Raw genomic sequence first — 12,819 nt, forward strand, 5'->3', positions numbered from 1 at the left:
ATCACGTCCGGCGCGTGCCGCCGCGCTCCCGAACCGCTGCAACGGGCGTGCCAGCGTCACGCTGGCATACGGCTTGCCTCGTTCCCTGTAATGCGGCGTCACGAGCGACGGTCATGAACCTGCTTGCCTATCCGTTTTATCAATGGTCTGCGGAATGCCTGCGCCCGGCGCGTGCATGGGCAGCCGCCACGCGCGCGACGATGTCGCTGTGGCCGCCGGCGACGTCGACACCGACGGGCCGCATGGTCGACGCATTGTGCGAGCTGCTCGAATGCTGCGCGTTCTCGCACCGGCGTCCGCCGTTCGGGATCGCGTCGGTCGTCGTCGACGGCGAAACGGTGCCGATCGTCGAAGAAGCGGCGACAACGACGCCGTTCGCGACGCTGCTGCATTTCCGCAAGGCTCGGCCGGTCGCGCGCCAGCCGCGCGTGCTGATCGTCGCGCCGATGTCCGGGCACTTCGCGACGCTGCTGCGCGGCACGGTGCGCACGATGCTGGCCGACCACGACGTGTACATCACCGACTGGCACAACCCGCGCGACATCCCGCTGGCGGCCGGGCGCTTCGGTTTCGACGAGTACGTCATGCACGTCGTCGACTTCATCCGCCACATCGGCCCGGACGCGCACGTGCTGGCGATCTGCCAGCCGACCGTCGCGTCGCTGGCGGCCATCGCGCTGATGGCGGCCGGCGGCGATCCCGCGCAACCGGCGAGCCTGACGCTGATGGCCGGCCCGATCGACTGCCGCGTGAATCCGACGAAGGTCAACGCGCTCGCGACGAGCCGGCCGATCGAATGGTTCGCGCGCAACCTGATCAGCGTGGTACCGGCGGGTTTCGTCGGCGCGCAGCGGTGCGTGTATCCGGGCTTCGTGCAGGTCGGCGCGTTCATGTCGATGAACCCGGACCGGCATGCGGCGTCGTTCGCCGATCTGTACTACGAACGCGCGAAAGGCGACCCCGCGAAAGCCGATACGTTGCGGCACTTCTACGACGAATACTTCGCGACGGCCGATCTCACCGCGGAGTTCTATCTGGAAACGGTCGAGAAGGTATTCCAGCAGTACGCGCTCGCGCGCGGCGAGCTGTCGGTGGGCGACACGCTCGTCGAACCGGCGGCGATTCATCGCACCGCGCTGTTGACGATCGAAGGCGAGAAGGACGATATCTGCGCCGTGGGCCAGACGGTGGCCGCGCAGGAACTGTGTTCGGGGTTGCCGTCGTACCTGAAGACGCACCATGTACAGACTGGCGTTGGGCACTACGGCGTGTTCAACGGCAGCCGGTGGGAAACGCAGATCTATCCGATCGTGCGGGCGACGATCCACGACAACGAACCGTACGATCGCACCGCGGATGCGCAGCGCGACACGAGCGGCGCGCACTACGTCACGCTGCGCGCGTTGCTCGATGCACGTGCATCCGGAGCCGACGCGGCGGCCGAAACGCAATCGGATCACGCGCACTGAACGCGGTGGCGCCACAGTGAATCGCCCCGCCGGAGCGGCGGGGCGATGTTCGCTGCAGCATTCGGACGGCGCACGAGCGAAACCGTTCGCGCGCCGGGCTCGCTCGTTACGAGCAAGCCTTGCCGTGCGACGCGTGGTAGCCCTTCGCCTTCGCGTCGGCTTCCGACATGTAGCTGCCGTGCTTCGTCTTGCCGTAGTACTTGTCGGTCGAGCAGTGATAGACCTTCGTGCTGTCGTTCACCCACACCTTGCCGGCGCCGCCGCCCGGCGCCGCAGCCGTCGTGGCCGCGCTCTTCGCCGGTGCTGCGCCCGATGCCGGCGCAGCGGAGGCCGCCGTTGCCGGCGCCGCGGCCGGTGCGCTCGCCGCGGCAGCGGCCGATGCGCCGTACCACGCCTTCACGCCCTTGTGGCCCGCGCATGCGCCCTTCTTCGATGCGCCCGAGTAGAACGAGCCGTCCTTGCACAGACCGGTCGTACCGGCCGGCGCGCTGGCCGGAACCTGCGCGAACGCACCGATCGACACACCCATGCCGGCGACCAGCGCGGCGATCAACATCGTTTTTTTCATGGTCCTCTCCTGATTTGCCTGAATGACGAAAGCGTCCAGGGCATTCCCGGGAACAGCGACGGTTACCGCACCCAGCGGCACACGCGATGGTGGTGATGATCGAAATGGCACACGCGGTGCGAATGCGCTTCTGCCAGGGCCGGCGCGAGCACGGCGCAAGCCAGTGCGGTGGCGGTCAGGATCTTCGCGATGCGGTTCATGGTGACACTCTCCCGGATAGGTCAGCCGGTGGTCCGGCCGTACCTCCTTAACGCCGGGCGTCGACACGCCGTGCACCGCACCTGCGTGCAATTGACGATCTTTGACATCGCATCGCCTGTCGACGCTCGAAGCTGACGAACGTCTTTCTTTTCTTTCTGGTTCTTCAGCTTATCGATCGTTTGGAATTCGAAGGAATGTGTCGAAGCGGAAAGCAGTTTCCGAAGGTCAGCGGGACAGTAAAAACCGCCTGAATGCAGGCGGTCCGTCGAAAACGCACACTCAACCGGAAAGCTATGCACCGACCTCGCCCCACGGCGTCGGCTCCGGCACCGCGCACGGGCCGTCGACGTCGATCGATTTGAAGTCGGCAGGCCCGACGATCTCCAGGTACTCCATGTCCGGCGAGTAATCGAACAGGTAGTGGACGATCCCCGGCGCCTGGTGCACGCAGTCGCCGGCCGCCACCAGCGTTTCCTGTTCGCCGTACATGAAGCGCGCCCAGCCCTTCAGCATGATCACGATATGGAATTCGGCCTCGTGACGGTGCCATCCGGTGCCCGCCGTCGGTGCATGATTGGCCCTGACGAGTTGCGCGACGACCTTGCCGTTCGTCGCGGCGGCGATGCCGAGATCGCGGTACAGGAAGAAGTCGCGCAAGCCCTCGCCTCGATAGGCGGTGTCCTGCGGCTTCACGTGGGAAAAAGCGGTGGTGGTCGGCGTGCTCATCGCGGTGCTCCTTCATCGAAAGGATGACGCGAGACAAGCATTTAGCGTTCCAGTTTGCGGCGGCACGAAACCGGGCGCGTCACCGCTTGCGCCGCTTGCCGGTCAGCAGCGTCTGCGCGATCACCGCGAGCAGCAGGAACGCACCGCTCGCGAGGTTCTGATAGTACGGGCTCAACGTGCCGACCTGGTTGATCACGTTCTCGATCACGCCGAGCAGCAGCACGCCCGCGAGCGGACCGAACAGCGTGCCGACGCCACCCGTCAGCAGCACGCCGCCGATCACCGCGGCCGCGATCGATTGCAGCTCGTAGCTGTTGCCGGCGCCCGGCAACCCCGAATCGAGCCGCGACGCGAGCAGCGCACCGGCCAGCCCCGCCAGCGCGCCGCTCAACCCGTACGTGACGACCTTGAGCCCTTCGACGTTCACGCCGAGCATGCGCGCCGCCTCCTCGTTGCCGCCGATCGCGAACACGCCCGCGCCGTAGCGCGTGTGATTCAGCACGAACGCGGCGACGAGATACGCGACGAGCACGATCCACACGAGATTGCCGATGCCGAACAGCGAGCCGTTCGCGATCGTCGCGAAGAAGCCGGGGTTCGCGATCAGCATGTCCTGGCTCGCGAGCACGAGCGACAGCCCTTTCAACCCGAGCAACGCGGCGAGCGTGACGATGAACGGCGCCATCCGCGCGCGTGCGATCAGCCAGCCGTTCACGAGCCCGACGATCAGGCCGACGCCAACGGGTGCGGCCAGCGCGGCGCCCCAGCCATACGGCGCCGCATACGCGGCGATCACGGTGCCGAGCCCGACGAGCGAGCCGACCGACAGGTCGAACCCGCCGAGGATGATCACGAAGCTCTGCCCGATCGTGATCAACGCGACGAACGCGGCGGCCGCGACGATGTCGAGCAGGTTCGGCGCGCTCAGGAAGTGCGGAAACACGCGGCCGGCGATCAGGCACACGAGCACGAGGATCGCGATCGCGCCGCGCGCCTGCACGAGCCGGACGAACTGCGCGCGGCGCGCACGGCCGGCATCGTGCGCGGTGGACGGGGAGATCGGCGCGGTCGACATGTCAGGCTCCCGAGCGTTGCAGGTACAACGCGCCGAGGATGAACGCGGCCTTCAGAATCTGCGCATACGTGTAGCTGATGTTGTTCATGATGAAGCTGGCATCGAGCAGTTGCAGCAGCAGCACGCCGAACACGGTGCCGACGATCGACACGCGCCCGCCGGACAGCGGCGTGCCGCCGATCACCGATGCGGCGATCGCATCGAGTTCGAAGTTCACGCCGACATAGTTCGGATCGCCCGCACCGAGCCGCGCGGTGGCAAAGAGGCCCGCCAGCCCGGCCAATGCACCGCTTGCCGCATAGACGGCCAGCAGCGTGCGCCGCACGGGCACGCCGGCGAGATGCGCGGCATCGCGGCTCGCGCCGACGAGTATCGTGTAGCGCCCGAAGGTCGTGTTGCGCACGACGAAGAACACGATCGCCGCGCACGCGAGCGCGATCAGCATCACGACCGGCAGCCCAAACAACGTACCGATGCCGACGAAATCGAACGCATCGGACGGCGGCAGGCTCACGCGCGAGCCGCCGAGCAATGCCTGCGCCAGCCCGCGCGCGGCGACCAGCAATGCCAGCCCGGAAATCAGCGGATCGATGCCGAGCCGCGCGACGAGCCCGCCGTTGAACAGGCCGGCCGCGAGGCCGATCGCAATCGCCGCCGCGAACGCCGCGCCGGTGCCGTACGGCAAACATATGGCGATGATCGCGCTGGAGAGCGCCATCACCGAGCCGACCGACAGGTCGATCCCGCGCGTGGCGATCGCGAGGTTCTGCCCGAGTGCGATCAGCACGATCGGCGCGGCCTGGAACAGCAGACTGCGCGCGGCGAGCGGATTCGAGAAACCGGGCGTGACGATCAGGTTGAAGGCGGCGAGCGCGACGAACGCGAGATACACGCTGTGCTCGCGCGCCTGCGCGAACAGCGAGCGGCGCGACGTGCGGCGGGCCTGGTCCGGTTCGCTCATCAGGTTGGCAAGATTCACGCTTTCCTCATCCTCGGGTCGATGTGCGGTGCGTTACGTCTGGTTCGCGAGCAACGCGGTCACGTCGTCGGGGCTCGCGCCGCGCGTCGGCAGTTCGCCGCTCGTCGCCCCTTCGTGCAGGATCACGAGCCGGTCGGCCAGCTCGAGCAGCTCTTCCATCTCAGACGACGTCGCGACGACCGCAAGCCCGTCGTCGGCGAGCCGTTTGACGAGATCGTGCACTTCCGCCTTCGCGCCGACGTCGATGCCGCGCGTCGGATCGTCGAGCAGCAGCACCGACGGCTCGGTCGACAGGCAGCGCGCGATCAGCGCCTTCTGCTGGTTGCCGCCGGACAGCGTCGAGATCGGCGCGCCCGCATGCGACGTCTTGATGCCCAGTTCGCAGATGTAGCGCTCGACGAGCGCGTCCTGCTTGCGCATGGAAATGAAGCCGAAGCGGGCGATGCGCGGCAGCACGCACACGACGATGTTCTCGCGCACCGACAGCTTCGAGAAAATCCCTTCCGAGCGGCGATCCTCGGACAGGAACGCGAGCCCCGCGCGAATCGCCCGCGCCGGGTCGGCACCGTCGAGCGCGTGGCCGCCGACGCGCACCGCGCCGCCGTCCGGCTGCTGCGCGCCGAACACGGCCTTGAACGTCTCGGTGCGGCCCGCGCCGAGCAAACCCGCGAGCCCGACGATCTCCTTCGGCGCGACGCGGAACGACACATCGCGCAGGCGCGTGCCCCAGCGCAGCCCGTCGACGGCGAGCGCCGGCTCGCGCGTCGTATCGGCGGCAGCCGCCTCCGCCTGTTCGCGCGGGCCGTGCGCGCCCACTTCGCGGCCGAGCATCGCCGAAATCAGCGCCATGCGCGGCAGCCGGTCGGGCGACTCGCTGCGCACCACCGCGCCGTCGCGCAGCACGGTGAGCCGGTCGCACATCCGGTAGCACTCGGACAGACGATGGCTGACCAGCACGATCGCGATGCCGGTTGCACGCAACTGCTCGACGACGCCGAACAGCACCTCGACTTCCGCGCCGCTCAACGCGGAGGTCGGCTCGTCGAGAATCAGCACGCGCGCGCCGAGCGACACGCCGCGCGCGATCGACACCATCTGCTGCTGGCCGAGCCCGAGCGAGCCGACCTTGTCGGCCGGGTCGACGTCGAGCCCGTAACGCTCGACGATCTCTCGGGTGCGCACGCGCATCTCGCGGCGGTCGATCCACGGGCCGAAGCGGCGCGGCTCGTGGCCGAGGAAGATGTTCTCGGCCACGCTGCGCTCGGGAATCAGGTTGATTTCCTGATAGACCGCGCAGATGCCCGCGCGCTGCGCGGCACGCGGGCTGTCGAACGACACGGGCACGCCGTCGACGCGAACCTCGCCCGCATCGGGCTGGTGAAAGCCGGTGAGGATCTTGATCAGCGTCGACTTGCCGGCGCCGTTCTCGCCCATCAGCCCGTGCACCTCGCCTGCGCGCAGCGACAGCGACACGCCGTTCAGCGCGCGCACGACGCCGAACGTCTTGCCGACGCCGCGCGTCTCGAGCACGACGGGTTTGCCGTCGGCGCCGGTGCCGGCGTCGGGTCCGGCGGGAAGCGTTGCGTCCATCGCGCGCCTCGCGTTCGCGGTTGAGCGGTTGAGCCGTTGCCGATCGTTTGCCGGCCGATCAGTAGACGAGGTTCGCTTCGAGCGAATGCTTCGCGTTCGCCTTGTCGTACAGCGCGTCCTCCATGATCTGCTTCTGCGCGACCGGCTTGCCGGCGAACCATGCTTCGAGCGACTTGAATGCGAGCGGCCCGAAGCGCGGATTCGTCTCGACGCTCGCGGCGGCCGAGCCGTTCGCGATCGCGGTGACGAAATCCTTGGTGCCGTCGATCGACACGACCGTCACGCCGCGCTGCTTGCCGGCCTGCCGCAACGCGGTCATCGCGCCGAGCGCCATCGTGTCGGCCTGCGCGTAGACGGCGTTCACGTCCGGATGCGCGAGGAGCACCTGCTCCATCACCTTCTGCGCTTCGGTGGCCGACCAGTTCGCGGTCTGCGACGCGACGATCTTCATGTTCGGGAATTTCTTCAGGCCGTCGGCGAAGCCGTCGGTGCGCTGGCTCTCGACGGTATTGCCGTAGCCGCCCTGGATCTCGGCGATCGTGGCCTTGCCGCCCGTCGCATCGGCGAGCGCCTGCGCGGCGCGCTGCCCTTGCCGGAAGAAGTCGGAACCGAGGAACGTGATGAAATCCTGGCACGGCGTGCCGGCCGTCTGGCGGTCGATCGTCACGACCGGGATGCCCTTCGCGCGCGCCTGCGCGAGCGCGGGCTGCAGGCCGGTCGAATCGTTCGGCGCGACGATCAGCGCCTGCGCGCCCTGGTTGATCATGCTTTCGATATCGGCGACCTGCTTCGCCTGGTTCGCGTTCGCATTCGTATACAGCAGCCGCTTGACGCCCGCCGCCTTCGCAGCGGCGCGCACCGACGCGGTTTCGGTCGCGCGGAACGGATTCTGTTCGTTCTCCGATTGCGAGAAGCCGACCACGAGATCGGTCAGCTTCACGCTGCCCGGCTTCGGATTCGTGCAGGTCTGCGCGGAGCTGGCGCCGACCTTCTGCGCATTGTCCTGCGCATGCGCGATCGCGACGCATCCGAGCGTCACCCCCATCGTCACCACGATACGTTGCAGCTTTGCACGGCTCGGCATCATCGTCTCCAAGTGTTGTGATGTCGTGATCGGCCCGCGCCCCGTGGCACACCTGCGGCAGCGGCATCACGAATTAATATTATTACTCGATATTATCGCCTGCCCGACTCGGGATAATCCCGTACCGCCGAACCCGTCAGGCGGGGCCCGGCGTCCACCGCAACGTCGCCTGCAGCGACTCGCCCGGCGCCAGCACGCAGCCGCCGACGAGCGACGCGGGTTCCGCCGCATTGAAGCTGTCCGTCGTGTTCGTGACGGGCTCGACGCACAGCGCGTCGGCGCCCGACGGGGCGTACACGACGAGCTGATCGAACGGCCGCTCGGCCTGCAGCACGATCTGCCGGCCGCGCTCCGGCCAGATCACCGCGGCCTCGCGACGCCAGCCGACGAAATTGTTGTCGAGCTCGAATGCATCGACCGGCATCCCGTTGCACAGCGCGGCGACGGCCGGATGATCGCCGACGTGGGTGGGCAGCACGTCGGCGTCGGCGTGCCACATCGCGTCGACGTGTGCCTTCACGACGGTGTGCGGCGTGCGCAGGTAATACGGGTGATGGCCCATGCCGAACGGCATCGGCTGCGCGCCGAGGTTGCGCGCGGACAGTGTGATCGACAGCACGGGGCCGTCCAGCCGGATCGACTGGCGCGCCTCGTAATGGAACGGCCAGTCGCCTGCGCGGCCCGCGTCGGGGCGGTGTTCGAAGCGCAGGTCGACCTGCGTGTCGTCACGCCGCTCGACCTGCCACGGACGCAGCCAGCCGTGCCCGTGCAGCGCATGGCGATACGCGTCGTCCGGGCCGGACAGGTCGATCGTGCGGCCGCCGAATTCGAACTTCGCGTCGCGGATGCGGTTGCAGTAAGGAAACAGCGGAAAGCTCGCGAAGCGCAGCGGATCGCCGCTCGCGAGCGCCGCGTCGGTGGTCGGGCGGAACCAGTGCTGCGGGCCGTCCGGCGCTTCGTCGTAGTACGCGGCGATCGATCCGCCGGCCTGCGGCGCGACGCGTACGCGGGTCGACCCGCTGGCGAGTTCGATCAGGTCGGTGTGGCGGGGCATTCCCATCGGCATCGATCATCCCGGGATGAAGCTGACGACCCCGTCGCCGGCATGCAGCATCCGGCCGCGGGCATGTGCGGCCAAGGATGGCACGGCGCCGCCCGCGTGGTCAATAATATTTGTTGATATTATTATCCGGACATCCACGCATCCGGCGCAGCCCGCGTAAAGCTTGATTGCCGGCCCGAATGGCCGATGTTACCGTCGTGTCGAATTGATCCGACCCGCTGTTCCTCAACGATTTCATTTGCCCATCCTGCCGAGGCCGGACCGCGCTCCTACCGTGAAACGCTCTACTCAACGTCGCCCCACGATGACCGACATCGCCAAGCTTGCCGGCGTGTCGCAATCCACCGTCTCCCTCGTGCTGAACAACGCGGCGGGCACGAAATTCTCGGACGCCACGCGCGAAAAAGTGCTGAAGATCGCGCACGAGCTCGGCTACCGCTTCCTGCCGCGCGAAGTGACGATGACGCACAGCGGCGAGCGCGACCTGATCGTCTATCTCGCCGACGAAATCTCGACGAGCCCGCACCCGGTCGTCAACATCGACGGCGCGCGCGACGCGGCCTACGCGAACGGCAAGCTGCTCGCCGTGTACTCGACCCACGGCAACGTCGACATCGAGCGCCAGGTGCTCGAATCGGTGCTCGCGATGCCGAACCTGCTCGGCGTCGTCTACGCGACCGTCTACACGCGCAAGGTCGCGCCGCCGGCCGAACTGCTGCGCGTGCCTGCCGTGCTGCTCAACTGTTACACGACCGACAGCGGGCTGTCGTCGATCGTGCCGGCCGAAGTCGCGGGCGGCCATGCGGCGACCGAATACCTGCTGCGCGCGGGCCACCGGCGCATCGGCTACGTCAACGGCGAACCGTGGCAGGACGCCGCGAAGGATCGCCTGAAAGGCTATCGCACCGCGCTCGCCACGGCCGACATCCCGTTCGCGCCGGAACTCGTGCGCGACGGCGACTGGGGCTCCGACACCGGCTTCGAGCAAACGCTGTCGTTGCTGCGCGAGCCGCACCCGCCCACCGCGATCTTCTGCGCGAACGACCTGATGGCGATCGGCGCGATCGAGGCCGTCAAGCATCTCGGGATGCGCGTGCCCGACGACATTTCGGTGCTCGGCTACGACGACCAGGAAATCGCGCGGCACACGCACCCGCCGCTGTCGACGATCGTCTTGCCGAACTACGAACTGGGCCGCTGGGCGGTCGAGATCCTGCTGCAGGAAGAACAGAACCGTGCGGTCGGGATGCCGGTGCGCCGCCGCGCGATCAAGCTGGACGGGCCGCTGGTCGAGCGCGGGTCGGTGCGGACCGTCGAGACGGCCGCGCAATCGGCGAGCGCGTAAGCGCGTCCCAGCCTCCTTCCTTCCGAACACCACACGACGCGGTGCGGCGCATTCGCCGCCCGAGCGTGTTCGCGCGGCCGTCGCCCCCTTCTGCTCGCCCTCGTTGCCGTACATTCGAGGGTAAACACCATCACTAAATTATTAGTAATATTTTCCAGGCATTTCTATACTTGCACCGGCATCGGGCAGAACCCCGAGCCACGACACAGCAACACGACGAGACGGTGACCGGAAGCGACTGCGCGCGAACCCGCCGCGCTGCCCGCTCCGTGCCGTCCGCACATCACACGCACACCGTGCCGCGACGCTCGCCGTCCGGGCACCGCTTCATCCGCATCGAGTCACCAGTCGTCCGCTTCTCCCCATTGATCCGGAGTCCAGAATGACTATCACGTCTCGTCTCAAGCCCGCCGCGCTCGCGGTCGTCGTATTGCTCGCCTCGTGCGGCGGCGATGATTCGTCCGCCCCATCGGCATCGGCGCTCGCCGCGCGTGCGTCCGCCGATGCCGCAGCCAGCGACAGTGCCGCCACGGCCAACGCCGCCGCATCCGGCGATTTCATGAACACGGGCCACGGCGGCCCGTCGCATTTCCCGAACCAGCTCGTCACGCTCGGCCTGCCGGGGCCCACGCCCGCGCTGCGCGTGTCGTCGCGCGGCGTGCCGCCGTATGCGCCGCCGGCGCCGCCCGTCGCGACCGACACGCAAACGCTGACGCTCGCCGATTTCGATACGTACGGGCCGGCCTGGACGAGCGGCGGCACGAACACGATCCGGATCGATGGCACGAGCACGGACGGCGCGAAGCTCGTCACCAACGCGCAGCATCCGGCGTACGGCCACGCGTCGTACGAAGCGGACGTGACGATCGGCGCGCCGGCGCCGGGCGCGAATACCGCCAATGCGGGCTTCATCGTGCACGTGACGAACCCGTCGGTCGGCACCGATGCACTGACGGGCTACTACATCGGGCTCGACGCGGTGCGCCACGTGGTGCAGGTCGGCCGCGAGCAGAACAACTGGACCGATTTCATCGACTACCCGGCGCCCGCGGTCGTGCCGGGCAGCACGCACCACCTGAAGGTCGTCACGCGCAACAACGCGATCGACGTGTTCGTCGACGGCACGCAGACGATCAGCATCAACGACGCGACGAGCGGCCTGACGACCGCGCTGCGCGCGGGCGCGTTCGGGCTGCGCCGCTTCGGCGCGAGCGTCGCGTTCAGCAACGTGACCGTGAGCCGCTATCCGGACGTCGCGCCGAAAACGTACGATTTCTCGCGCGTGGTGGGTGCCGTGTACAACCCGTGGAATGCCGTCAACGCGATCGATTTCTGGCAGAACTACGATCCGGTGATCGTCGATCGCGAGCTCGACTACGCGCAGACCTACGGGATGAACACGATCACCGTGTACCTGCACTACCTGAACTGGGTCAACGACCGCGACGCGTTCCTCGCGAAATTCGACAGCCTGCTCGAGATCGCCGCGCGCCACGGGCTGAAGGTCGCGCCGATCTTCTACGACGATTGCTGGCACGTCGATCCCGCGTACGGCCCGCAGCCCGCGCCGATCTTCGGCGTGCACAACAGCCGCTGGGTGCAGTCGCCCGGGCAGTCGGTCGAGCAGCAGTATCTGCAGCCGATCGCGGGGGGCGCGTCGACCACGTACAAGCAGGACCTGCAGCACTACATCGCCGATTTCGTGTCCGCGCATCGCAACGACCCGCGCATCCTGTACTGGGAACCGATGAACGAGCCCGGCTGCAGCGGCAACGGCGCGCTGCAGCCGACGCGCGCGTGGATGATGAACGACGCGCGCATCGCGATCCTGAACGCGGGCGCGACGCAGCCGATCAATTCGCCGAACGTGCAGGAGCCGGAAGGCGATTACTTCTCCGACTTCCATGCGTTCCACCCGTACGCGATCAATGCGACGACGCCCGACTACTCGCTGCCGCCGAGCCTGCTCGACAGCCTGAACTCGGAAACGCTGCAGCGCGGCTGGCCGGGCGGCCAGGCGGGCCAGACGATGGCCGGCATCGCGTCCACCTACGGCGGCAAGACGGGCTTCCTGGTATGGGAACTGATGATCGGACGCACGAACACCCGTTTCCACTGGGGGCAGACGGCGTCCGCGCCCGCCACCGTCGAGCCGGCGACGCCGTTCCAGGGCACGCTCTACCCCGACGGCCACCCGTGGAGCACGGCCGAGGTGCAGGCGCTCGCCAGCGCGTTCAGCTCGCGGCTGCGCGTGCTGAACGCGACGTACTACAACGACACGACCTTCACCACGCCGGTGTTCTCGTCGATCACGCCGCTGGTCGATTTCGACCTGAATACCGAGCGCGGCACCGATTCGCCTGACGCGTCGAAGGGGATGAATGCGACGAACTATGCGATCCGCTGGACCGGTGCGCTCGACATTCCGAAGGCTGACAACTACACGTTCAGCGTGACGAGCGACAACGTCGCGCGCGTGTGGATCGACGGCCGCCAGGTGATCGACAAGGAGCAGCCGGGGCTCGCCACCGCGAAGGGCCGCATCCACCTGTCGCCGAAGCGGAACGTGCCGATCCGCGTCGAGTACGTGCACGCGAGCGGGCCGGCCAGCATGCATCTGCAATGGTCGAGCCCGAGTGCGGGCCGCGACAATCTCGTGCGTGTCGCGCAGCGGCCGTTGACGGACGCGCTCGCGCAATAGCAGGCATGACTCGCATCG

Annotated in this window: 11 protein-coding genes; 3 read left to right on the forward strand and 8 right to left on the reverse strand. The window is 67.8% G+C overall.

Annotation, left to right across the window (positions count from 1 at the left end; translation table 11 throughout):
- Window positions 1-113 precede the first annotated feature (113 nt).
- The gene (locus tag WT24_RS27710; RefSeq protein ID WP_060036426.1) at window positions 114-1,469 is read left to right on the forward strand and encodes a polyhydroxyalkanoate depolymerase; all 1,356 of its coding nucleotides are present in this window, start codon (window positions 114-116) and stop codon (window positions 1,467-1,469) included.
- A gap of 106 nt (window positions 1,470-1,575) precedes the next feature.
- Here WT24_RS27710 and WT24_RS27715 read toward each other — a convergent pair whose 3' ends face one another.
- The 8 genes from WT24_RS27715 to WT24_RS27745 form a co-directional block, all read right to left on the reverse strand.
- The gene (locus WT24_RS27715; RefSeq protein ID WP_059504110.1) at window positions 1,576-2,037 is read right to left on the reverse strand and encodes a DUF3761 domain-containing protein; all 462 of its coding nucleotides are present in this window, start codon (window positions 2,035-2,037) and stop codon (window positions 1,576-1,578) included.
- A 62-nt stretch (window positions 2,038-2,099) separates the two neighbouring features.
- Window positions 2,100-2,237: an HHHH-motif protein gene (locus tag WT24_RS35020; protein WP_175883728.1), complete on the reverse strand. Its 138-nt coding sequence runs from the start codon at window positions 2,235-2,237 to the stop codon at window positions 2,100-2,102.
- Between the two features lie 292 nt (window positions 2,238-2,529).
- The gene (locus WT24_RS27720; RefSeq protein ID WP_059504112.1) at window positions 2,530-2,964 is read right to left on the reverse strand and encodes a cupin domain-containing protein; all 435 of its coding nucleotides are present in this window, start codon (window positions 2,962-2,964) and stop codon (window positions 2,530-2,532) included.
- Window positions 2,965-3,043: 79 nt separating this feature from the next.
- The gene (locus WT24_RS27725; protein WP_034205352.1) at window positions 3,044-4,039 is read right to left on the reverse strand and encodes an ABC transporter permease; all 996 of its coding nucleotides are present in this window, start codon (window positions 4,037-4,039) and stop codon (window positions 3,044-3,046) included.
- A gap of 1 nt (window position 4,040) precedes the next feature.
- Window positions 4,041-5,018, reverse strand: a complete 978-nt coding sequence (locus WT24_RS27730) for an ABC transporter permease (RefSeq protein WP_082742304.1) — start codon at window positions 5,016-5,018, stop codon at window positions 4,041-4,043.
- Between the two features lie 33 nt (window positions 5,019-5,051).
- A complete protein-coding gene (locus WT24_RS27735) occupies window positions 5,052-6,608 on the reverse strand; it encodes a sugar ABC transporter ATP-binding protein (RefSeq protein ID WP_060036427.1) in 1,557 nt (518 codons plus the stop codon).
- Window positions 6,609-6,666: 58 nt separating this feature from the next.
- Window positions 6,667-7,695, reverse strand: a complete 1,029-nt coding sequence (locus WT24_RS27740) for an ABC transporter substrate-binding protein (protein ID WP_080681277.1) — start codon at window positions 7,693-7,695, stop codon at window positions 6,667-6,669.
- A 133-nt stretch (window positions 7,696-7,828) separates the two neighbouring features.
- A complete protein-coding gene (locus WT24_RS27745; protein ID WP_059504117.1) occupies window positions 7,829-8,746 on the reverse strand; it encodes an aldose 1-epimerase in 918 nt (305 codons plus the stop codon).
- 313 nt (window positions 8,747-9,059) lie between these two features.
- Here WT24_RS27745 and WT24_RS27750 point away from each other — a divergent pair, with 313 nt between their 5' ends.
- Both WT24_RS27750 and WT24_RS27755 read left to right on the forward strand, forming a co-directional pair.
- A complete protein-coding gene (locus WT24_RS27750; RefSeq protein WP_059504119.1) occupies window positions 9,060-10,100 on the forward strand; it encodes a LacI family DNA-binding transcriptional regulator in 1,041 nt (346 codons plus the stop codon).
- 382 nt (window positions 10,101-10,482) lie between these two features.
- Complete coding sequence (locus WT24_RS27755; RefSeq protein WP_060036428.1) at window positions 10,483-12,801, forward strand: PA14 domain-containing protein; 2,319 nt, start codon at window positions 10,483-10,485, stop codon at window positions 12,799-12,801.
- Window positions 12,802-12,819 lie beyond the last annotated feature (18 nt).

The organism is Burkholderia sp. MSMB1078WGS, from assembly GCF_001528895.1.
Classification (GTDB): Bacteria; Pseudomonadota; Gammaproteobacteria; order Burkholderiales; family Burkholderiaceae; genus Burkholderia.